At 28.1% G+C, this 23113-nt stretch carries 28 protein-coding genes; 13 read left to right on the forward strand and 15 right to left on the reverse strand.

Going from position 1 to position 23113, the window contains the following annotated elements; genetic code table 4:
• Window positions 1–2: 2 nt before the first annotated feature.
• The 14 genes from JV175_RS02355 to JV175_RS02420 form a co-directional block, all read right to left on the reverse strand.
• The gene (locus tag JV175_RS02355) at window positions 3–344 is read right to left on the reverse strand and encodes a hypothetical protein (RefSeq protein ID WP_205498992.1); all 342 of its coding nucleotides are present in this window, start codon (window positions 342–344) and stop codon (window positions 3–5) included.
• Entirely contained in the window at window positions 331–810 is a 480-nt protein-coding gene (locus JV175_RS02360) for a hypothetical protein (protein ID WP_205498994.1), read from the reverse strand. Before JV175_RS02360 ends, JV175_RS02355 begins: the two co-directional genes overlap by 14 nt.
• Window positions 797–1840, reverse strand: coding sequence for an adenine-specific methyltransferase EcoRI family protein (locus tag JV175_RS02365; protein WP_205498996.1), 1044 nt, complete (start codon window positions 1838–1840; stop codon window positions 797–799). The genes JV175_RS02360 and JV175_RS02365 overlap by 14 nt, the downstream gene beginning before the upstream one ends.
• A gap of 3 nt (window positions 1841–1843) precedes the next feature.
• Complete coding sequence (locus JV175_RS02370; protein ID WP_205498998.1) at window positions 1844–2434, reverse strand: hypothetical protein; 591 nt, start codon at window positions 2432–2434, stop codon at window positions 1844–1846.
• A gap of 2 nt (window positions 2435–2436) precedes the next feature.
• Window positions 2437–2697: a hypothetical protein gene (locus JV175_RS02375; protein WP_205499000.1), complete on the reverse strand. Its 261-nt coding sequence runs from the start codon at window positions 2695–2697 to the stop codon at window positions 2437–2439.
• Window position 2698: 1 nt separating this feature from the next.
• Window positions 2699–4057: an SNF2-related protein gene (locus tag JV175_RS02380; protein WP_205499002.1), complete on the reverse strand. Its 1359-nt coding sequence runs from the start codon at window positions 4055–4057 to the stop codon at window positions 2699–2701.
• Window positions 4058–4077: 20 nt separating this feature from the next.
• A complete protein-coding gene (locus JV175_RS02385) occupies window positions 4078–4422 on the reverse strand; it encodes a hypothetical protein (protein ID WP_205499004.1) in 345 nt (114 codons plus the stop codon).
• Window positions 4404–5210: an MBL fold metallo-hydrolase gene (locus tag JV175_RS02390; RefSeq protein WP_205499014.1), complete on the reverse strand. Its 807-nt coding sequence runs from the start codon at window positions 5208–5210 to the stop codon at window positions 4404–4406. The genes JV175_RS02385 and JV175_RS02390 overlap by 19 nt, the downstream gene beginning before the upstream one ends.
• Before the next feature lie 5 nt (window positions 5211–5215).
• Window positions 5216–6430 carry an AAA family ATPase gene (locus JV175_RS02395; RefSeq protein WP_205499016.1) on the reverse strand — a complete coding sequence of 405 codons (1215 nt, stop codon included), beginning with the start codon at window positions 6428–6430 and terminating at the stop codon, window positions 5216–5218.
• A gap of 248 nt (window positions 6431–6678) precedes the next feature.
• A complete protein-coding gene (locus tag JV175_RS02400; RefSeq protein WP_205499018.1) occupies window positions 6679–6984 on the reverse strand; it encodes a hypothetical protein in 306 nt (101 codons plus the stop codon).
• A 37-nt stretch (window positions 6985–7021) separates the two neighbouring features.
• Window positions 7022–7555, reverse strand: a complete 534-nt coding sequence (locus JV175_RS02405; protein ID WP_205499020.1) for a hypothetical protein — start codon at window positions 7553–7555, stop codon at window positions 7022–7024.
• Window positions 7542–7949 (reverse strand): hypothetical protein, encoded by a 408-nt coding sequence (locus JV175_RS02410; RefSeq protein ID WP_205499022.1) that lies wholly within the window; start codon window positions 7947–7949, stop codon window positions 7542–7544. The genes JV175_RS02405 and JV175_RS02410 overlap by 14 nt, the downstream gene beginning before the upstream one ends.
• Window positions 7949–8359 carry a hypothetical protein gene (locus JV175_RS02415; RefSeq protein WP_205499024.1) on the reverse strand — a complete coding sequence of 137 codons (411 nt, stop codon included), beginning with the start codon at window positions 8357–8359 and terminating at the stop codon, window positions 7949–7951. Before JV175_RS02415 ends, JV175_RS02410 begins: the two co-directional genes overlap by 1 nt.
• Complete coding sequence (locus tag JV175_RS02420) at window positions 8359–8724, reverse strand: hypothetical protein (RefSeq protein ID WP_205499028.1); 366 nt, start codon at window positions 8722–8724, stop codon at window positions 8359–8361. The genes JV175_RS02415 and JV175_RS02420 overlap by 1 nt, the downstream gene beginning before the upstream one ends.
• Before the next feature lie 54 nt (window positions 8725–8778).
• Between JV175_RS02420 and JV175_RS02425 the strand changes: the two genes are divergently transcribed.
• From JV175_RS02425 to ligA, 13 genes are all read left to right on the forward strand, one after another.
• A complete protein-coding gene (locus tag JV175_RS02425; protein WP_205499031.1) occupies window positions 8779–9285 on the forward strand; it encodes an HNH endonuclease in 507 nt (168 codons plus the stop codon).
• Window positions 9286–9685: 400 nt separating this feature from the next.
• Window positions 9686–10804 carry a tRNA 2-thiouridine(34) synthase MnmA gene (gene mnmA, locus JV175_RS02430; RefSeq protein ID WP_205499049.1) on the forward strand — a complete coding sequence of 373 codons (1119 nt, stop codon included), beginning with the start codon at window positions 9686–9688 and terminating at the stop codon, window positions 10802–10804.
• A gap of 1 nt (window position 10805) precedes the next feature.
• Window positions 10806–13466: an alanine--tRNA ligase gene (gene alaS, locus JV175_RS02435; RefSeq protein WP_205499053.1), complete on the forward strand. Its 2661-nt coding sequence runs from the start codon at window positions 10806–10808 to the stop codon at window positions 13464–13466.
• Entirely contained in the window at window positions 13459–13884 is a 426-nt protein-coding gene (gene ruvX / locus JV175_RS02440; protein ID WP_205499066.1) for a Holliday junction resolvase RuvX, read from the forward strand. The genes alaS and ruvX overlap by 8 nt, the downstream gene beginning before the upstream one ends.
• Window positions 13885–13975: 91 nt before the next feature.
• Window positions 13976–14227, forward strand: coding sequence for a hypothetical protein (locus tag JV175_RS02445; RefSeq protein ID WP_205499069.1), 252 nt, complete (start codon window positions 13976–13978; stop codon window positions 14225–14227).
• Entirely contained in the window at window positions 14217–14933 is a 717-nt protein-coding gene (locus JV175_RS02450; RefSeq protein ID WP_205499071.1) for a BC85_0335 family putative methyltransferase, read from the forward strand. The genes JV175_RS02445 and JV175_RS02450 overlap by 11 nt, the downstream gene beginning before the upstream one ends.
• Window positions 14934–14935: 2 nt before the next feature.
• Window positions 14936–15406 (forward strand): transcription elongation factor GreA, encoded by a 471-nt coding sequence (greA, locus tag JV175_RS02455; protein WP_205499073.1) that lies wholly within the window; start codon window positions 14936–14938, stop codon window positions 15404–15406.
• 213 nt (window positions 15407–15619) lie between these two features.
• A complete protein-coding gene (locus JV175_RS02460; protein ID WP_205499085.1) occupies window positions 15620–16273 on the forward strand; it encodes a deoxynucleoside kinase in 654 nt (217 codons plus the stop codon).
• Window positions 16274–16283: 10 nt separating this feature from the next.
• Entirely contained in the window at window positions 16284–16847 is a 564-nt protein-coding gene (gene hpt, locus JV175_RS02465; RefSeq protein WP_205499088.1) for a hypoxanthine phosphoribosyltransferase, read from the forward strand.
• 153 nt (window positions 16848–17000) lie between these two features.
• Window positions 17001–17798 carry an energy-coupling factor transporter ATPase gene (locus JV175_RS02470; RefSeq protein ID WP_205499094.1) on the forward strand — a complete coding sequence of 266 codons (798 nt, stop codon included), beginning with the start codon at window positions 17001–17003 and terminating at the stop codon, window positions 17796–17798.
• Entirely contained in the window at window positions 17789–18715 is a 927-nt protein-coding gene (locus JV175_RS02475; protein WP_205499107.1) for an energy-coupling factor transporter ATPase, read from the forward strand. The genes JV175_RS02470 and JV175_RS02475 overlap by 10 nt, the downstream gene beginning before the upstream one ends.
• A complete protein-coding gene (locus tag JV175_RS02480; protein ID WP_205499117.1) occupies window positions 18715–19644 on the forward strand; it encodes an energy-coupling factor transporter transmembrane component T family protein in 930 nt (309 codons plus the stop codon). The genes JV175_RS02475 and JV175_RS02480 overlap by 1 nt, the downstream gene beginning before the upstream one ends.
• A 1-nt stretch (window position 19645) precedes the next feature.
• Window positions 19646–21640, forward strand: a complete 1995-nt coding sequence (gene ligA, locus JV175_RS02485; RefSeq protein ID WP_205499118.1) for an NAD-dependent DNA ligase LigA — start codon at window positions 19646–19648, stop codon at window positions 21638–21640.
• A 44-nt stretch (window positions 21641–21684) separates the two neighbouring features.
• Here ligA and ffh read toward each other — a convergent pair whose 3' ends face one another.
• Window positions 21685–23028: a signal recognition particle protein gene (ffh, locus tag JV175_RS02490; protein ID WP_205499120.1), complete on the reverse strand. Its 1344-nt coding sequence runs from the start codon at window positions 23026–23028 to the stop codon at window positions 21685–21687.
• Window positions 23029–23113: the final 85 nt, after the last annotated feature.

Below are 23113 nucleotides of genomic sequence, written 5' to 3' on the forward strand. Positions count from 1 at the left end.
TTTTAAAGGTTTTTAGTCTTAATGTAGTCAATTTTTTGAATTAGTTGTTTTACTTTGGTATTTTCGAATATATTAAGTATTTCGACTATATTGCGTTCTACGGCTTCGAATTGTTCGCATAAGTATTCTCAAGCAATTGTAAGCGCTTCGTTAGTGTGTTCGAATGTTTGTTCTATTTCTAAGACTTCAAATAAAATTTTATAAAGACTTTGTGAACTACTGCTTAATTTTGTATGTATTTCACTTTTTAGTTTTGTTCAAAGTGTGTCAATATTTTTTATTTTTTCGCTTAAATCGTAAATAAGTGTTTTTTCCTGTGTGCTTAATTGTTTAATTTTTTCCATTGTTTCTGTCCTTGTGTGTGTGGTTTCGGTGGTTATAAATTTCTGTTTCTTTGTCTGATAAAACTTTTTCAGCATATTCTTTCGCTTCTTGTTCTGTAGCGAACGCAATGGGTTCATCGAACTCCATATAATCGTCTTTGATGCAAACAGCTCAATAGTCATAAAAACATTCTTTATTGTCGTTATAATAAACTTTTTGAATTCTTATAAGTTTATCGATGTTTTTAACAATATATTCGTATCTTTCAGGATATATATCTAGTTCCACGGTTCCATCTTCTGAAATGTATGTATTCTCTTCAATGTCTGGCAGTTGTCACTTAACTCAGTCGCTAATTGCTTCCCTTACTTCTTCAATGGTTTGGAATTCTCCTTCTAAATCCCAATCTTCTCAATCATCGTAGTCGCCGTCTCAATAAGTAAGTGCATAAAGTCTATAAAAATATAATTTATTATCTTTTTTCATCTGGCTTTTTCCTTTGTATTATTATTTTTTGAAATAATGTTTTTCCGTTAATTTTTAGTTTTTTGTTTTTAGTTTCGATAATATTAAAATCTTTTAAAATTTCACTTATTTGTTTTTTAAAAAAGTAAGCAACTGTTATTCCCATAAGTCCGTAATAGTTTTTATATTTAGTTTCTAGGTGTCGCGACTTTTTGACGTGTAAAATGTTGTTATAAGGCGCATCAAAAAACTCGTCTGGTTCTTGTAGTTCATCAGTATAAGTTAAATGCATTTTTTTCCATTTTTCTAAATCATATTCGAGGTTATGTCTTCAAGCAACTAACCCATTCATATTTAGTTTTTGTATTCCCTCTTCCTGACGGTTCGCAAAATTTACAAAGGGTGCTTTTGTTATGGTATAACCTAAATTGAAACTATTTTTATAAAAATAATCGTCACGAACAAAAGAATATTGACAAGCAAGGTTCAGGGCAATTATTAAAAATTTTTTATTGTATTTTTTTAATAGTAAATAAAACTCCTTAAAAAGTGAAAACGGTGGGTTGGTAATAACCAAGTCGCAAGCTTTAAAAAATTGTTCCATTTCTGAATTTCTAAAGTCTCCGTTTCCTTGCAGTGGGGTTTTAGTCATTTGGTTAATATCTTCATCGTTTCCCCCTTCGTACTCACATACATAAGCTTGTTTATTTGTATCATGTTCCAAATATGTCGCAATTAATTTTTTAAGTCCTAAACGCTTAAAATTCTTATGAAAATAATTTCAAAATTGTGAGTTGGTTTGCTCTTGTTTTAATTGAATGTCTTGGTGCCAAAATAGCTCAAAAGGTGTGTCACAAGGTAAATATATAACCTTGTCTTTAAGTTCGTGCTCTCAGTGTTGCATCTCGTCTGCAATTAAGCTATAAGGGGTATATACTTCATCGTTGGGGTTTGTTTTAAGTTGTACAATTTTCGAGTTTGTATGTCGCTTTTTTTCTATTTCAGTAAGTGAATCTAATATTTGTGCTTCGTGTTTTGTTAATGTTTCCAAGTCTTAAAATTCAAAAATTTCGTTAGGATCATCACTAATATTATTTATGTCGTCAAGGCTATTTACTCAACTTTGCGCGCTGTTTGGTTGTGGTTGTGATTGCACATATGTTTGTTGGTTTGGTTGTGGTTGTGTTGAAAAGTTTGGTGCAAGTGCTTTTATTTGTTTTGGCTGTGTTGGTAGTGCTTTAATGTAATAATTAAAATAATTTGGGTTATTTTTTTGTGTTGAAACGGTGATTATTACGCCCCTTCCCTTAATTTCATCCAATGCTTTTATAAGTGTTTCTTTACTGGTATAAATTTTTCCGAGTCCTGATATTAACGAGTCAAACTGGTCGCGGTCAATAAGTACTTTCTTAGGGTTTGGGTAGCTTGAGTCTAATACATAAGTTCTTGCAATTTTTTTATATTTAAATTCTTCGGGTTGTTGAATGATGTAATTAATTTTTACAACTTCGTATCCCCCTTTATCATCATAACCAACATAAGCTGTGTCAATAATTGCTTTATATTCTCCCTCTTTTAGTTTTATAGAATTTTGAGCAATTTCTTTTGCTCTTTGGTTTCAATCTTGTGGGTAGTTAATAGACATATTTATTTTTCTCCTTGATTTTGTGTTATTTGTTTTTTTTCTTTTTTTATACGGTCATAAATTTCTTTAATTTGTTGGGGTTTTGCTTTGTTTCCAAAAAACGATATTGCAGTCAGAAACTTAGCATCTTCTGTTATTTTCTTAAGTGGGTTTTTAGGCAATGTATATATTAGGGATCTTTTTCTAGTTTTTTTAGATTCTTCGCTTTTTAGCTCAATAATATATTCGCCATTATCTTCGTAAATAGTGCCGATATGCTGCATATTACTCCTTTCAGTTAGCGTATTTTTTAAATGTTTGTAAGGTAAAATTTTGAGACTTTTTCAATTTGTCGTAAATCTTGGGTTCGATTGAATGTGTTGTTGTTAAGTAAAAATAAAATACTTCTTTTGTTTGTCCTATTCTGTGCACTCTTTTAAGTGACTGCTTATATAATTCCCCTGAGGTAGGTGGTGAAAAATACACCTGATGATTGCTAAAATGTTGCATTCCATCAACTCCCCTTGCTCCACTTTGAAAATGCACTAAAAATATAAAACGCTCTTTGCTTTCTTTTGCTTGGGCTAGTTCATTAGCTTCGCCGTTTAAAACAAAATACTTTATATTTAAGCGTTTCAATATTTCCTTAATATAAAATACTTCAGCTTTATAGTTGTAGAATACGACAATGTTTTGTTTCGGTAATTGTTTAATTATTTGCAATAGCTTTTTATATTTTGAATTGTCTACAATTAAATAGTTGCCCTCGTTTGTTTTTATTACTCCACTGGCTAACATTCTGAGACTGTGCATCATCTCTATTGTGCTATTTGCCTGTATAATGTCTTCGCCAACTTTTAAAACCTTATGTCGTAAAAAGCTCCTGTATTCTTGTCCGACTTGACTAGGTAATATATTAGTGTGTGTTTGGGGTAATTTAAAAGCTTCATCTGAATCAATTACAAATGCTCGCGATCATAATAGACTTTTTAAATACTCGATATTTTTATAGCCGATAACCTGAGGGTTTTTATAATTTCAAGGTTGACGGGGGTTTGGTATTGTTATACAAAAATGTTGTAAAAAGTCTTTATATGTAAACAGGGGATCAAAAACGCCAATCAGATACAACTGCAAATATAAATTTTCAAATGAGTTCGATAATGGATCACCGGTTAAAAATAGTAATTTTTTAAAATAAGGCGAATATTTTAGCATTGTCTGAGATATTTTTGAATAAGGATCCTTGAGAGCTTGCGACTCGTCGAAAATGAGGTTTATTTTTTTATTTATTTTTACAATTTGTTTTTTTGTTCAACTTCTAAAATTGTCATAAGTTAATAAATAAAGTTTATTATTTTCAAGCTCTATTGGTATCTGTTTAATCTTTGCAATTCCTTTATAAAAAACAACATCAAGGTCCAACGTTTGGGCTGTTTTCATTCAGCCGTCTACAGTATTAGGGTCGACAATTGCAAGGGTTGGGAGGTTATTATTTTGGTTTTGTTGCTGGTCGTATAATCAATATAATGAAGCTAATGTTTTACCTGTTCCCATTCCCATTTGAAAAATATAGCGGTCGTATTTTTGTGCTTCTTTTACTGCATCTTTTTGGTGTTTAAATAATTCCAAATCTTCTAGCATGGTTTTAGCTCTTTTCGTGTTTATAATTGTGTTTTAAAATACTCAAGCTGTTTTTTTGACAAGTGTTTAAGCTTTGCGTGGTTCCCTTTTAAAATATCGTTAATTATTTCGTTTCAGTTTCATTGATCGCAAAAAAGGTAAATTATATTATTCTGGTGTTTTAAGGCTGTTGCAATTTGTATTTTTGTCGGTTTATTTCTAAATAAGTCCGTTTTTAATTCCAGTGCATAACATATATATTTATTAAAAATTAACAAATCAGCAAGTCCTGCCCCTTGAAAGGCATTCGCAAATATTTTTATGTAAGATATGTTATTTTTTTGTAATAGTGTTTTTATTTTGGTTTCTAGTTGTTTTTCTGTCATGTTATTTTTATTCTTTTTAATTGTGTTGCTGGTAGTCTTAAAAAATTCAGTTTTAAAAGTTTAAATATTTCATCGTTTCTTGCAATATCTAAATAATTAGTTGTCGAAGTATGTAAAAATAAATATTTGCACTTTTTATTATTTAGTCCGTCGTTAAGTCACTTTATAAATTGCAATGCCTGAAACCTTGAAAAATGTCCGATATTTGAATATTGTGTTCGTTCTTTTTTTGTGTTAACTTCTTCGCGGTCGTCGTGGTTTATTTCCATCATACAAAGGCTTAAATTATTAAAGTCGTTTTTATTAACAAGTGAGTAGTTAAATGAGCCACAATCAGTAAAAAACAATATTTTAAAATTATTTAATTTATTTATAAAAATATATCCGTTGTTTGCTGTTGCATTGTGGTTAACCTCAAAGACTTTTATTTTAATTTTTGTATCTTCGTAAGTTTGTCCGTGTTCTAGGAGTATAACTCTAAAGCGTAGCAAGTTATATAAGTCCTTGTATGTAGGTTTATTTGTGTGTTTAAAAAATTCTAAAATTTTGGGGTTTATTATTATTTTGGCTCTGGGGTTATATATTAAAAACTTTTTTAAGCTTCTGACATGGTCGATGTGTTCGTGACTAATAAATAAATACTCCACGTTTAAAATATCGCTTAAATACTTGTTATATTGCGTACTAAACACATTTATTCCAATGTCAAAACAAAAAATGTTATTTGCTTCGTCTTTTAATAAATACATTGAACCTTCAGAACTTGAGCCAAAAGATGTAACAAACATATAAATTATTTAACTTTGGTTGCTATTATTTGTAAGTTATTAAATTTATGTCCTAAATTAATACGGTTATTTGCATCCAACCGTTCAGCATTGTCAATAATTAAAAAGCTTTTTAAGTTATAAAATTTTTGTAACATTTGACAAATTTGTATATTTATCTCAATTTGACTAGCTGTATTTAGTTGCTCCAATGGTATAAAATTTTTTGAAATCTCAAAGTCGGTTTTTTCTTCCTGTGTTTTTGAATCGATTGTTCAAGTTTTAACACTAAAGTCCAAACCAAGTTTTTTTATTACATCATTTAAATAAATATTTATACATAAATTTATGTCATCTAATACTTGCATTTTTTGACTGATACTTAATATTTTGTCTTGTTGTGCTTGTTTTTGTGTTTCTAATTCTTCGACTAATTTAGATGCAACAAAATACAGGGCTCTATCTTCTTTTTTATCGAAATACGGTTGGGGGTTATTATTGTATTTTTGTGCTATATATTGCTCAATAAAAGGTTGTAAGCTACCTAAGAATCCCCCAAAGTCTAGGTTGGTAGTTATTTTGCTTAATTGTTTTTTTAGGGGTTTACGTGCTTCGAGAATATTAGCGTTATTATGTAAAAAATAATTTAAAGCATTTACAATTTTGTCAGTTTGTGCTGATGCTTGTGGGTATTTGTTAAAGTATATTTTTTTTAACTCTTCAACATCGAAAAAAGGTGACTGAATAAATGCTTCAATTATTGCTCTGTTTTTTTCTAGCGAGCTAAGTTGTACAAAGTTATCCACGTTCGAAAATAAATAAAACGCTTTAATATTTGGAATAATTTGTTGCAATATTGCAGAATACTCTGCACGGGTATTTTTTGAACATAATGGTAGGGGGTTATTTATATCGCTAATGTCGTAAATTTGATATATTAGTCGTTGCTGATTAGTTAACTTATATTTTTTATTATCTACCTCAATTATTAAGCTAATAAACGGCATTTTGTTTGCTTCTAAAACATTTTGCAATTCTAGGGGTTTATTTTTGGTATTCTTAGCAATAAACATATATGTAATTGCGTCTAAAATTGTGCTTTTTCCTGCTCCGTTTGGTAGTTCTAAAAAAAGCTCGTTAAGGTTTTGGTTATCTGTTAAGGTTTTCTTAAATTCTTTTACTCCCTTAACGTTTTCAATTTGCACTTCTAACAATTTCAGTGTTTTAATATTTTGACTCATTTACAACCTTTCAACTTATGTTATTCGCTCTATATCTTTGTCCATCTATTTCGATGCTGTTGACTTGTTCGTTATTAAAAGCAAAACATTTCCCGTTATTGATTCAATCAACAAATATATAACGGTTATATATTTCGGGATCTTTAATAACTAAGCCACGCATATAAGTCGGTTGCTTGTATTGTTTAAACCAAACACACACACTTCGGCGATTAACAAAAAAAGAGGCGTTTATTTTTTTAGGTTTATTATTTTCCATTTTGTTTTAAATAACTATTCAAAAAATTCTCAATGCTTGTATTTTGTTTTTTTATTAAACGTTTTTTTCAACTGTTTGAGGTTTGTGCAATATTGAAGTCGTAATTGACTTTATTTTGTTCGTAGTGCTTTAAAAACACGCTTTTAGACATTTCAGGACTGTAATTTTTTAATAAAAAACCTAGGTGGGTTTTTTGGTGCTTAATAAGTGAGTTATATAATTTTTTAATTTCTAATATATAACCTTGTTGAACTTTTGGTGTGTTATCGAGTGTAATTGTCTTTACTTCGTCCAAAGCTTTAATATTTCGAATAATTGCTCGAATATAGTTGTTAAGCTTTTGGGGGTTTAATTCTTTGCAGCTGGTATTGCTGTAATTGTTTGGCTTGTTGTTTTTGTTTTGTGTTAAATTCTTGTATTTGTTTGTTTCATATTTGTTTTTTGTATTTTTCATATATAAAGAAGTTTCTCCGTTTTGAATTTTTAAGAGATAATTCCAAAAAATATAAAAAAGTGTTTAAAATTCTGTTATTTGTATAGTTTTCTTCAGTTGGTAGGGTATTAATAAATTCCCCTAAAACTTTGTGTAATTCTTCCCGTTTTTTTCATGCTTCGACGTCTGGTATTTGTTTATTTTTAGGCAAAAGCTGTATAAAAATAAGGGTATTTTTTTGTGTATAAATTTTTATTATTTTTTTAATGTGCTTAATTTTTAAATTGTAATTATTAACAACATATTCCCCGAATAAGGGATTGTTGAATTTAAAAGCCTTATAAAAGTCCCTTTGAATTTGGGTATAAATTAGTTGCTTGCTTCAAAAATATAAACTTTCTAAAAAATACTGTGGCTGGTTATTTTTTTCCATCGTTTCACTTTGTTAAGTTTCTGTATTTTGCTCATCTGCAAAGATTGTCGAAACAATTTGTTACGGTGTCTTCAACGTCAAAACCTCACGCTTCGGCTATTTTTTTGTTTTTAATAGTTTTTACAAACTCAAGCGCTTCTTCTTTTCGTCATTTATTTACTGCATCTTCTAAATAGTTGATTAGCTTTTGTCTTGTGTTGTTATCTTCTTCGTTTCTAATAAGTTTTTTAATTTCAGAAATTTTTTCATTTAGTTCGTCTTCGAATCATCAGGGTAATAAGTGTTTTTTTTCTTCTAAGTGTTTTAACATTCTGTCGCTTGTTGCAAGGTTTCTAATAAAATAAACACTTTCATAAATGATTAGTTGTTTTTTACCTAGTGTTATTTTTTCCATTAGTTAACTCCCTTTTTGCACGCTTGAGCTAAAACTGTTTTTGCTCATTTACTTAATGTGCTAAGTTCGTCGCCAATGTATTCAAGAATTACGCGGTTTCAAATGCTAGCAACTTCTGGAGACTCTATGTCTCATAAAAAGTCATATACTTCTTTGCTATCTCAGTTATATAACTGTTCTTTTAAAAAAAATATTATGTCTCTTTTATAGCTTTGTGATTCTATTCCTCTAATTACGCTTTTTATTTGGTTAATTTCTTCGTTTACAACTTCTTCGAATCAAAACGGCACTAATCTATTTTTTTGCAAATGTTCTAACATTTCGCTGCTTTGTGATGCTGCTAATATGTTATAAAAGTGGTTTGCAATTTTTTGCATTTCTTCAGAGCTGTATTTTTTTAAAGTTAACATTATTTAGCTCCTAAAAAGTGAGTTTGTAAAATGTTTTTTAATTGCTCGAATGCTATGTTTTGAAGTTTTTGTTGCTTTTTGTAATTTATTGAGGTTTTTAAATTTCTTTTTAAAGCGTCACTAATGTTTTGCATTTCACTATTTTGTATTATTTTTTTTAAATAAAAGTAGCTACTTATTTTTACATCTAAAGCAAATAAATAAAATTGGTATTTTTTAATAGTATCGTTAATTTCGGCGTCTATTTTTTTTATCTGGCTTTTATATTGTGAGGGTTTAAAAACAAACTTAAATATTTGTTTTTTTAATATTATTTTTTGAATAGTTTTGTCAATTATGTTATTAACTTGTTGAATTTCGTTCATATCTGTGTTACCTTTTGTTTTTTTTGAATTTTTAAACTTTATAATATAACACGTATGATAAATTGACAATTTCCTTATAACTCTCGTGAATGGTTGAAACTTCGCGACTCTCATTTAAAACGCCAGCCGTGGTGTGTTGTTTGTTTTTCGACTTTTAATTTACAAGTCGACCACATTGTGGAACATCGTAATCGCATCGACTATTTTTTAAATGAGAATAATCTCCAAACCTTGTGCGCTCGTTGTCACGGTTTAAAGTCTGCAAGATTTCGCCAACTTAAGAATTTACCAAATCTAATCAATAAAAAAATTATTATAAATTTAGGTGTTGAATCCGGCATCATGATCGAGGAAGATTATTTTTTTTATAACGCTTTTAATAATTTCGAGGGTTATGAAAATGTATATATTTTTAATTTTAAAAACGATTTTTTAGATTTTAAAACTTTCGATCTTCTTTGTGAGTTTTTTAAAAACTTTTTTATATTTTTTAAATTTCGTACCGATAATTTCAACAACAAAGACTTAAAAGAATTTTTTGGCTCAGTTGTGTTATATTAGTTTTTTTTATTTTTTGAATTATTACAGCGTTTCTTAGCGTTTTTGTCCTTTTAAAAAGTAACTATATAACAGAGCTTTTTTTCTAATTTCGTACTTTATATATATATAATTATAGCTAATAATTATTTTATAAATCAAAATAAAAAATACAATTAGTGACACTTTTCTTGATTTTTAAACTTTGTTTTTGTAGCTAATAATTATTTTATAAATCAAAATAAAAAATACAATTAGTGACACTTTTCTTGATTTTTAAACTTTGTTTTTCATAAAAAGATAAATATTCTTTTTAGCATTTAAATTATGATAATTGTTTAAAGACAATAAAAACAAGTTTTTAAATTCTTGTATAATTAAAAGAATATTGTTTTAATTTAATATTTATAAAAGAAAGGGTTTTATGGCAAAAATTGTAGTAGGAATGAGTGGTGGTGTTGATTCCAGTGTTGCCGCATATTTATTAAAAAAACAAGGTCATGAAGTAATTGGTTTGTTCATGCGTAATTGAGATAGTTTCTTAAATAATGATTTTTTAGGAAATGATAAAATTTCGCAAGATATTTGCCCTCAAGAACAAGACTACTTAGATGCAAGTGAAGTTGCTAAAAAACTTGACATTCCTTTATACAGAGTAGATTTTGTTAAAGAATATTGAGACAATGTTTTTTCATATTTGATTAATGAGTACAAAAAAGGAAGAACACCTAATCCCGATATTTTTTGCAACAAATATATTAAATTTGCACATTTTTTAGATTATGCTATTCAAAAATTGGGTGCAGATATGATTGCAATGGGTCATTATGCAAAATCAGAAGGTGATCAGTTATTTAGAGCAAAAGATGAAAATAAAGATCAAACTTATTTCTTGGCACAACTATCTAACTTTCAAATTTCAAAAAGTCTCTTTCCACTCGCGGAATACGAAAAACCACAAATTAGACAAATAGCTCAAGAATTAGGATTAATTACAGCTGATAAAAAAGATTCAACCGGAATTTGTTTTATCGGAGAAAGAAAATTTTCAGTTTTTTTGGAAAATTATATTCCTGCCCAACCCGGTGATATTGTGGATATAGCTACTAAAAAAGTAGTAGGTAAACACAAGGGGGCTATGTATTACACAATAGGACAAAGAAAAGGATTAAATTTAGGTGGCTTCGAAAAACCATATTTCGTTGTAGGACACAACATTAAAAATAAAATAATATTCGTTGCTAATGATGACAATAGCGATTATTTAAAAAGCGATGAAATGATAGCTACGGATTTTAATCAAATTGCTCACGAATGAAACCCCAAAAATTTAACTGCAAAATTTAGATATCGTCAAAAAGATATACCATGTCAAATGACAATTTTGGATAATAATAAAATTAAAGTTACATATGACGAAACTGAAGCTGTTACACCAGGACAACAAATTGTTATATATGATGGACAAAAGGTTGTAGGTGGGGCAATAATAGATAAAATTTATTATAAAAATAAATTAAAAACTTTTTTATATGAGGATTAATATGTTAACAAGTAAACAAATAAGAAAATTATGATTAGATTTTTTTGAATCTAAACAACACTTAGTAGTTGAATCAAAAAGTTTAATTCCAGTAAATGACCCTTCACTACTTTGAATTAATAGTGGAGTTGCAACTCTTAAAGATTTTTTTAGTGGTAAAAAAACTCCACCACACCCAAGAATTACAAACTCACAAAAATCAATTCGTACAAATGATATTGAAAATGTTGGCATTACAACTCGCCACCACACATTTTTTGAAATGCTAGGAAATTTTAGTATTGGTGATTATTTTAAACCTGAAGCTATTGAATTTGCTTATGAATTTATTTTTGGTGTTTTGAAATTTCCGAAAGAAAAAATATATATTACATATTATGAAGAAGATTTAGATACTTTTAATAAATGAACTTCATTAGGTATTGAACCTTCACACATGGTTAAAGGAACACGTGATACTAATTTCTGAGATGTTGGTCAAGGACCTTGTGGACCAGATACTGAAATTTTTTATGATCGTGGACCAAAATATGATTCAAGAGGACTTGAATTAATTAAAGATGACATCGAAAATGATCGTTTTATTGAAATTTGAAATATTGTTTTCAGCCAATTTAATAATGACGGTGAAAACAATTACACTGAATTAAAATACAAAAACATTGATACTGGAGCTGGTCTTGAAAGAATTTGTTCAATTATTCAAGATGTTCCAACAAACTTCGATACTGATTTATTTCAAACAATTATTCATGAGATTGAAAAATATACTGATTATCGTTATGATATTAACAACTACTTTACAAAAGAAAAAACTCAACAAGATATTAATACTCAATTTAAAATCATTGCTGATCACATGCGTGCTAGTGTAAATGCTATTAATGATGGTGTAAAACCTTCAAACGTCGGACGTGGTTATATTATTCGTCGTTTAATTCGTCGTAGTTACCGTTCAGGATTAAAACTAAAAATTCAAGGTAAAGCTTTTTTATATAAACTTGTTCAGTCTGTTAAAGATTCTTTAATTTATGACATTGATGTAAAAAATGTTGAAAAAATTATTAAAGATGAAGAATTACTATTTTCAAAAACTATTAATCAAGGTGAAAAACTTCTTGAAAAAGAAATTGAAAAAAATGGTTCAATTTCAACTGATATTGCCTTTAAAATGTTTGATACATATGGTTTCCCAATTGAATTAACTAGTGAAATTCTTGCTGAAAAAAATATTAAGATTGATATTAATGAATTTAATCAATACTTAGAACAACACCGTCAAAAATCACGTTCACAAGTTGCTTCAGGAATGGAAAAAGTTATTTCTTCGCTTGATTTAGTTGAAGGTTTAATTTCAACATTTACAGGTTATGAAGAAACAACCCATAAAGGTTCAAAAATTCTTTATTTATTAAATGATTATGAAGAAATTGAACAAAGCGATTCAGATGACGATTATTCATATGTAATTTTAGACAAAACCCCATTTTATGCAACAAGTGGTGGACAATTCCATGACTATGGAAAAATGATTCAAAATGATAATGAAATAGAAATTATTGATGTATTTAAAGATAAACACTGAAATCACATTCATAAAGTAAAAGGAAAAATTCAAAAAGATGCTTTAGTTGATTGTTATGTAGATCAGCCAAAACGTGAAGGCTACATGCGTGGACACTCATCTACACATATTCTATTCTCAGCATTAAGAGAAATTTTCAAAGGTGAAAAAATTGAACAATTAGGTTCAAGCATCATGCCTGAATACTTTACATTTGACTTCCCAGCAGATAAAAAACCTTCAAAAGAACAAATTAAATTAATCGAAGAAAAAATGCATCAATATATAAAAATGGACGTTAATCGTGAATACAAAATCATGAGCGTTAAAGAAGCTGAAGATTTTGGTGCTTATATGACAATTGAAGAAAGTGATTACCACGATCAAAATGCAGTAAGAGTTGTTGTTTTTGATGGTATTACTAAAGATTTATGTGGTGGAACACACGTTGAACACACAGGATTTATCGAAGATTTTAAAATTGTCTCTGTTGAAAGCAAAGGTACAGGAATTTACCGTTTAAGAGTTGTAACATCAAATAAATTAGTTTCACAATATTTTGATGAAGAAATTTCAAAACAAGTCGAATTATTGAACACACTTATTACTAAAAATCAATCATTAAACGAAAGCTATGTATTTAATATTGCAAAAAATAATGCTAAAAACAATATTGAAAAAGAACAATATTTAGATGAATTAAATGAAAACGAACAACAACTTCGTGAAGATTTCAAAGAATTATATAAACAAAAACAAAACCAAAGTTTAGACTTAAATCACATTGAAATTAAAAATATTAACTCAAAAGACTATATTTTAGTATCAATTGATGATATGTCACAAACCAAAAAAGTTGCTGTGGAATTACGGGAAAAATTTGCATCAGCTTTAGTGGTTGCATATACAATTAGCGAAGGAAAGGTTTTTGTTGTAGTTGCTTCAAAAACATATCCATCGAATGTAATATTGAAAACAGTTCTTGAAAAATACAATGGAAAAGGTGGGGGTAATGCAATCGTTAGTCAAGGAAGCTTTGCTTTAGAAAACGATCAAGACTTGCAAAATTACTTCCTAGAAGTTATTAAAAATGCGTAAATTAGCCCTGGATCTTGGAACAAGAACTTGCGGTTTTGCAATAACCGATCCGGATTGTATAATTGCAACGGGTTTAGAAAATTTTCGATTTGAAGAAAATGATTTTGATCAAGTAATTTTAAAAATTAAAAATTATCAAAATCAATATAAAAATATAGATGCGATTATCTTAGGATACCCATTGCGTTTTAATAATCAAAAGAGTGAGCGAACAGTAATGGTAGAAGAATTCAAGGAAAAAATAGAAAAAGAAATTCAATTACCAGTAACTTTAGTTAATGAACACTCATCGACAATAGGAGCAGAATCAATTTTAATTGATGCTGGTTATTCAAGAAAAAAACGCAAAGGTCATAAAGATAAATTAGCAGCTCAACTCATTCTTGAAGATTTTTTAAATTATTATTTCAAAAAATAATTCAAAACTCACTAAAGCAATTATTTATTTAAATTAAAAAAATAGATAATTGCTTTTTGTTTAAATACAGAAAAAGGTAAAATTTAATAATATGAAGATAAATTTAAACGACCCAAACAGAAAAATTAAAGTTTTCTTAGAAGATAAAGAGCAAGAAATGCTTGTTCTTTATGAATATAGCGAAAATGGTGATGATTATTTAGTTGCATTAGATTTAAGCAATGATGAATGTATCGCTTTCAAAAAAGACCGTGAAACACTTTCTCCTCTTGAAGAAGATGAGTTAAAAATCATTCAACAAATTCACGAAGAATTTATGGAAGAAGTAGAATTTGAAGAATAATTTAATCGTTAGCTATGCCTATAGCATTAGTGAAAAAATTCAAAATTGACAACCCTGAAAAACAGGTTTGTTAATTTCGCTTTTTGTTGTGATGATTATTGGTATTATTGGTTTTATTGTTTTTCGTAAAAGAGTTAAAAAATTAAAAGAAAAATATGAACTTGAAAATGAAAACAAAATCTTTTTAGAAGCAAGTGAACAAAATCCTAATTTTTCAACAATTTTTACTGAATTAGAAAAGAAAACTAAAAATTCAAAGGCTAATAAATTTTTTACAGCATTTGTAGTAAATTCTTATTTAATTAATAAATTTAAAAGCGCTTATATTGATGATAAAGTTGATAATTATTTTGCACTAAATATTGCAATGAATTCTGAAAAATCAACAATTACATATCAAGACTATCAAAATTTAAGAGAAATAAAAACAACACCAAATGCCATAAAAGTAGCGGCTCTTGATAAAAAACAAGACATGCTTGTACTTTTAAACCCTCATTCTGAAGAAGGAATTAAAGACTTAAAACAAAATTTAATCTACTTAGAAGATAGGGGAATGTGTATTTTCGTTTATAATAAATACAATAAAAAAGAAGTTAAAAAAATTACTGACTTTTTAGAAGATAATAAATATTCTTACGAAAAAGAAAAAATAAAGTCTCTACATTTTATTTTAATAGCTAAAAAACAAGAAATTAAGGAGTAACAATGACAGATCAAAATAAATTATTTTTAACACAAGAACTTTTAGATAGCTATACAAATGAACTTAAGTATCTTTTAGATGTTGCAAGACCACAAGTTGTTGAAGAAATTAAAGAAGCTCGTGGACAAGGGGACCTTTCAGAAAATGCTGAGTATGATGCAGCACGTGATAAACAATCACAAATCGAAGCACGTATTCAAGAATTGCAACATATTTTAGATAATTATGAACTAATTGACGAAAGTGGAAATAACTCAGTTGTTACTATTGGTTCAACTGTTACAGTTATGGTTAAATCAACAAAAAAAGAAAAAAAATTCCAAGTTGTTGGTTCACTTGATGCTGATCCTTTTGCTAATAAAATTTCAAACCACAGTCCTTTAGCAAAAGCTTGTTTAGGTAAAAAAGTTCATGATGAAGTTGAAGTTGAAGCTCCTAACAAATACACAATCATAATCAAAAAAATATCTTAGTCATTTTTATTGAACAGTCAATTACTATTGACTGTTTTTAATTTACAAAAAAACAGCAAAATCAGTAAAAAAAACAGTGTTTTTCAAACTTAATATTCCAAACCTTTTTCAGTCTTAAATATCATTTTTTTGTGTCGAAAAAAAAGCAATTTTTTTTATAGTTTGAAACGATTTTTTATATTAAAATTAGTCTAATAAATTAAGGAGAAGAAGATGATAATTGGAATAAGCGGAATGATTTCTTCAGGTAAATCGTCATTATCTGAAAAATTGCACAAAGAGTATAAAACATCAAAGATGTTAATTGAATTTGACGAAGACGATGAAGTATTTAACACTTTTTTAAAATGACTTTATGAAAAAAAACCTGATTTAACAATTGGGTTTCAATCATATATTGTTGAAAGTCATTCAACAAAATTTAATAAAGTAATTGATGACTATCAAGCTCAAGGGTTAAACCCTAAAAAGGATCATATATTTTTAGATCGTTTCAGTCTTGAACACTATATTTTTGCAAAGATTAATTTGATGCAAAAAGGAAAAAGATATTTAGAAGCTTACGATGCTTTATTTGAACATTTAATAACTGAGCATGAGCTACCTGATTTAGCAATATTTTTAGATATAAATTTTGAAACATTCAAAAAAAGAATTTTTCAAAGGGGAAGAAAATCTGAAATCGATAATTGAGAAAAAAATATTGACTATTTTAAAATATTACATGAAAGCTATTTAGCAACATTTGAAGAATTAGCAAAAAAATATAATTTAAAATATGAAGTAATAGACACAAATAATTTAACTGAACAAGAAGTTTTAGCAAAAGCTAAAGAAATTATTGAAAAATATTCATCATTAATTTAAGGGGGATAGCGTGGATAAAAGAATTGAAAAAATTTTATTTAGCCAAGAACAATTAGAAACAAGAATTGCAGAACTTGGAAAATGAGTAAATGAAGAGTACAAAGATTCCAAGGATTTAATTATTGTTGGTATTCTAAAGGGTTCAATTCCTTTTTTAGCACAATTAATTAAAAGTGTTGAAGTGGATTTTGTTATGGATTTTATGACAATATCTTCTTATGAAGGTGGCACAAAAACAACAGGAAGTGTTAAAGTTGTTTTAGATTTAGCTAATGAAATTGAAAATAAAGACGTTTTAATTGTTGAAGATATTGTTGATACAGGTAGAACTATTTCAAAAGTTATTGCTATGCTTAGCCAAAGAAATCCAAAATCCTTAAAAGTTTTAAGTTTATTAGATAAAAAATCAGGAAGAGTTAACAATTATGAGGTTGATAATTGCGGATTTTTAGTCGGAAACGAATTTGTTGTTGGTTTCGGATTTGATTTTGAAGAAAAAATGCGTAATTTACCTTATATAGGAACACTAAAACCAGAAATTATTGAAGAATTTTTAGCAAGAAAAGCTAAATAAAACAATTTATATAAAAAACAAAAAGCTTTTGTGCTTTTTATTTTTTTATTTATTAAAAAAAGCAAAAATATTTTAAGTTTTTTTAATAAGTTTTTTTCATTACTATATGTACTTTATACTTATTAAAAATAGTAAGTATTATATAATTATGAAATGATAAAAATAAAAGACTTGTATTATAAATACCCCGATAGCGAAACATATGCACTCCAAGGTATTAATTTAGAAATTAAAAAAGGTCATTATATTGGGATTCTTGGTCATAACGGTTCAGGAAAAAGCACACTTTCAAAATTAATTTCTGCGATATATAAAGCGACTGAAGGTCAAATTTGAATTGATGATATTTTATACTCGAAAGAAAATTTGTCAAAAATCAGAAATAAAATTGGAATTGTTTTTCAAAATCCTGATAACCAATTTATTGGTGCTACAGTTGAGGATGACATTGCTTTTGGGTTAGAAAATAAATTGATCACACGTGAAAAAATGCGTGAAAAAATTGAAGAGTACACTAAATTAGTTTCGATGTCTGATGCTTTGGATAGAGAACCGCAAAATTTAAGTGGTGGTCAAAAGCAAAGAGTTGCAATTGCTTCAACTCTTGCGTTAGATCCTGATGTTATTATTTTTGATGAAGTAACTTCGATGCTTGATCCAAAAGGAAAACATGAAGTTTTAGAAATAATTCATAATTTACATAAAACAACTGAAAAAACACTGATTTCTGTTACTCATGACATGGATGAAGCTATTTTAGCTGATGAACTTTTTGTTTTTAGCGGCGGTAAGTTAATTGCTTCAGGAAGTCCAAAAGATATTTTAAATAATAAAGAAATTGTTGAAATAGCAAAGATTGATTCACCATTTATTTATAAATTAAGTGAAATGGTTGACGGTGTTGAGCCAACATATAATGAAGAAGAACTAATCGAGGCGATATGCAGATAAAAGTTGAAAAAATTTCCAAGGAATTTGATAAAAAACTTCCAACTCATATACAAGTTTTAAAAGATATCAGCGTCGATATCAAAGAAGGCGAAATTATTTCCATAATTGGTCATACAGGAAGTGGAAAAACCACTTTTATTGAACACTTAAATGCACTAATTATTCCTGATTCTGGAAAAATTACTTTTAGTAATGTTGATGTTAATAAAAAGCAATGATATCAATCTAAAAATAAGCTTCAACTTGTAAAGATGGATATTGTTGTTGAAAAAACTAAAAGAAAAATTAAAAATATTAAGTCTTTAAGAAAAGAAGTTGGAGTTGTTTTTCAATTTGCTGAATATCAACTTTTTGAATCAACAATTGAAAAGGATATTATTTTTGGACCTGTTTCAATGGGTGTTCCAGTTGAAGAAGCAAAAAAACTTGCTAAAAAATATATTAAAATGGTAGGATTACCTGAATCATATTTACAAAGATCACCTTTTAATTTAAGTGGTGGTCAAAAACGTCGTGTTGCTCTTGCTGGAATTCTAGCAATGCAACCTAAGTATTTAATATTAGATGAACCAACTGCCGGACTTGATCCAGCAGGTGTTGAACAAATGTTGCAATTGTTCGCTAATTTAAATAAAGAAGAAGGCAAAACAGTTATTATCGTAACTCATGACCTTGATAATGCTTTACGTTGAACTAAGCGTTGTATTTTATTTAAAAATGGTGAAATTATTCGCGATGGTGAAACTTATGAAGTATTAAATGATGAACAATGTTTAATTGAAAATAAATTAAGAGCGACACAATTGCTAACATTTGTAAACAAATTAAAAGCACGTGGTGTAAAAATCGGCAAAGTTACTGATATTAATCAGCTAGCTGAACAAATTAATAACTGAAAACAAAACAAGGGGGTATAATGAACGCAATTATTGGTAAGTATGTCAATTTAGATACAATAATTCATAAAATGGACCCAAGACTGAAATTCATTGCTAACATTTTATTTATTGTTTTATTTTTTGTTATTGATCATTTTGTAACATTAGGAATTTTAATTTTTGTTATTGCAATAATTTATTTATTAGCAACACGTTCTTTTCGCTCTTTGATTAAAAAAATTCGTCTCCCTATTTATATTGGAATATTTTTATTTTTAGTAAATATTTTTACAATTAAAGGAGCGACTGATAATTTCATTCCTTTAAATGGTGAAAAGAACATTGATGCTTTTGTGATACATCGAGATTTAACAATCATTAATACAACATACTGAGCACCCTTTGGTCCTGCAGGTGTGGTACAAATAACTTATTTTTCGGTAATGCGAGCAACAAGTATTACTGTAAGAATATATGGAGTTATTTTATCAACTACAATTCTTACATTTACAACTAAACCAGTTTTATTAACTAAAGCAATTAACGACTTATTGTATCCGTTGAAGTTTTTAAAGTTTCCGAGTGAAATTATTACCATGATAATTAATATTGCTTTGCGTTTTATCCCAACATTATTAGACGAAGCAACAAGAATTATGAAAGCACAATCATCAAGAGGAGTTGACTTTAAAAACGGAAAAGGAAGTGACAAAGTTAAAGCATTCGTTACATTGATTGTTCCTTTATTCGTTAGTTCATTCGCTAAAGCTAATGATTTAAGTGATGCGATGACTGTCCGTGGATATGATCCATATGCAAAAAGAACACATTACAGAATCTTAAAACCTAAATTCAGTGACATGCTAGGTGTTTTATTAATGATGGGATTAACTGCAATGGTAATTTTATTCCAAGTTGAATCATTCCAGTTACCTTTATGATGATTAAACTCATTTATCAAGGTGTAATATGAAAAATAAAAAGCAAGAAATAATCGAATTACAAAATCAAATTAAAGCCTGAAATCAGGCTTATTTTGATAAAGATGAACCTTTAGTTGAGGATGCAATTTATGATAAAGAGTTGGTTCGTTTAAAACAACTTGAAGAAGAATACAAAGATTTATTTACAGAACAAGAGCTAAAAAATTCGCCAACTAATAACATTGGTGCTCAAGCATCTAGTGTTTTTCAAAAAGTTGTTCATAAAGAAAAAATGCTTTCTTTACAAAAAGCATATGAAAAAGCTGAAGTACTAAAATGAATAGAAAATATTGAAAAGCTTAAATTTATACCTACATTTTATATTGAACCTAAAATCGATGGTCTTTCAATTGCTTTACACTATAAAAACGGTAAGCTTGTTCAAGCTTTAACACGTGGAGATGGAACCGTTGGTGAAGATGTAACTCATAACATCTTAGTAAATAACGAAATACCTCTTAATATTAATTATTTTGAAGATATTGAAATTAGAGGTGAAATTTACTTAAAACTTTCTGAATTTGAAAAAATTAATATTCAATTACAAAATGAAGGTAAAAAACCACTGGTAAATCCACGGAATGGAGCGAGTGGAACTTTACGTCAATTAAATCCTGAAATGACGCAAAAGCGAAATCTTTCAGTATATTGTTACTGAATTACTGATGCTCAAAGACATAATCTTCACTCAATTGAAGAAATTAGATCTTTCTTGGCTGAAAATAATTTCCCAGTTACAAAAGAAGGAAAAAAAGTTTTAAACATTGAAGAAATTTTTACTTGAATTAATGATTTTAAAACTCTTAAAAAAACTCTTGACTATGAAACTGATGGAGTTGTAATTAAACTTAATGAAATTAAATATTATGATTTATTAGGACAAACACAAAAATTTCCGCGTTGGGCAATTGCTTTTAAATATGAACCCGACACAGCAGTAACTTTAGTAAAAAGCATTTTTCCAACCGTTGGAAGAACAGGAATTATTACCTATAATGCTGAACTGGAACCAGTATTTTTAGGTGGTTCAACAATTAGTGCTGCAACACTTCATAATTATGATTATATTAAGAAGTTAAATATTGATATTAACGATTTAGTTTATATTAAAAAAGCTGGTGAAATTATTCCAAAAGTTATTGGTACTGTTAAAAATAAAACTTCTACTTTATATAATCGTGCAACTCAATGTCCAAAATGTTTTTCAAGCTTAGTTGACTCTGAAACTGCAATTGATCAATATTGTCAAAATCCTAATTGTCCAGAAGTTTTACTTAAAAAATTAATTCATTTTGTTTCCAAACCAGCGATGAATATCGACACACTGGGAGAAAAAATAGTAACATTCTTATTTAATAATAATTATGTCAAATCATACAAAGATTTTTATTATTTAAAAGAATATCGCAATGAAATTATGCAATTTGAAGGTTTTAAAGAAAAGAAAATCGATAAAATTCTAGAAAATATTGAAGCATCAAAACAAAATGGATTAGCTGGATTATTGTTTGGAATTTCAATCAAACATATTGGAGAAAAAGCAGCATATTTTTTAGCTAGCAAGATTGAAACATTTAGTAATTTTTTAGAATACGATTTTAATTTACTGGCTGATTATGATGGTTTTAGTGAAAAAACCATAGACTCATTAAAAGAGTTTGTAGCAATTAAAGAAAATCAAGAAATGGTTAAGGACTTATTAGACTTAGATTTAAATTTAAAACATCAATCTAATCAAAAATCACTTGAGCTTTCTAATTTGGTTTTTGTTATAACTGGAACTTTTAATTTTTCACGAAAAACTTTAGAAAAAGAATTAATTTCGCGTGGTGCAAAAATTGCTTCTGCAGTTTCTAAAAACACCAACTATTTAATTGTTGGTCAGAACCCTGGTTCAAAATTAGCTAAGGCAAGAGCTTTGGAAACAGAAATTCTTGAGTTTGATGACTTAAAATCAAAACTTGGTATTGAAATTGAATAATAAAAAAGTTAACAAGATGAACCTTGTTAACTTTTAAATTATTTTTAGAATAAACCACTGCTTTTCATTAATGAACTTAAACCACCACCGTGTCCATTAGACATTTCTTTCATTTGTTTAGCCATTCTTTCGTATTCAGTAAGTAGTAAGTTAAACTCTCTAGCACTTCTTCCTGAACCTTTAATAACTCTTTCTTTACGTGAAGGATCTTTTAAAAGTTTAGGGTTTTTACGTTCTTTTTTAGTCATTGAACTAATTAAAATTCGGTAAACATTGAATTTTTCTTCAGCTTTTTCAATTTGCTCTTCATTAATTTTATTTCCTAGGCCCGGAATCATTTTTATTATCTTAGTCATTTTTCCGAGTTTACGCATTTGATTCATGGTTTCCATTAAATCATCTAGACTAAATTGACCACTTATAAATCTTTGTCCAAGTTTTTTAGCTTTACTTTCATCAATGTTTTCTGAAGCGCTTTCAACAAGACTTACAAGATCTCCCATTCCCAGAATTCTTTTTGCCATTCTGTCAGGATGGAATGTTTCAATTGCTGAAATTTTCTCACCGGTACCAATGAAAAGGATTGGTAATTTTAACAGGTGAGTGATTGAAAGTGCTCCACCACCACGAGTGTCCGAATCTAGTTTAGTGATAATTGTCCCACTTAAATTTAAGTGTTCATTAAATGTTTTTGCAACATTGATAATATCTTGTCCTGACATGGCATCAATAACTAGAAAAATATAGTCAGGTTTAGTATATTTTTTAATTTGTACTAATTCATTCATTAATTCTTCATCAATTGCAAGTCGCCCAGCAGTATCGATTAGGACTAAGTCATTTTGATTTTCCTTAGCCACTTCCAGTGATTCTTTAACAATTTCAAGCGCATTATCAATACTATTTGTGTAAAAATCAGTATTAATTTGTTTTGCAAGAGTTTTTAGCTGATCTCTTGCGGCAGGACGATAAATATCAGCTCCTACCATTAAAGGATTTTGTGTAAATTTTTTCTTTCTTAAGTATGTTGCCAATTTTGCAGTTGTTGTTGTTTTCCCACTTCCTTGTAATCCAATCATCATAATTTTTGTGGGTTTATTTTCAAATTTAAGATTTACTGTTTTTGTTCCTAAAATTCTTACAAGTTCTTCTTGGAAAATCTTAATAACAGTTTGTTGCGCATCAAGATTACCAATTTTTCCACTTTCAAGAATTTTTGCTTTAACTTCTTTTGTAAATTCTTTAACAACTTCTAAGTTAACATCGGCTTCAAGTAGTGACAATTTTACTTCACGAATAATTTCTAAAACATCTTCTTCTTTGATTAATGTCTTTTTATTCATTTTTTCAATTGATTTTTGTATTCTATTTCCTATAAAGTCAAACATATAAGAATTATAAATTAATTTTTTTGCCGAAATTTATTTTTTTATGTTTTTATTATGGTAAAAACCTTTAATAACTATGTTATTA

The sequence above is a fragment of the [Mycoplasma] gypis genome, from assembly GCF_016924775.1.
GTDB lineage: Bacteria > Bacillota_I > Bacilli_A > Mycoplasmatales > Metamycoplasmataceae > Metamycoplasma > Metamycoplasma gypis.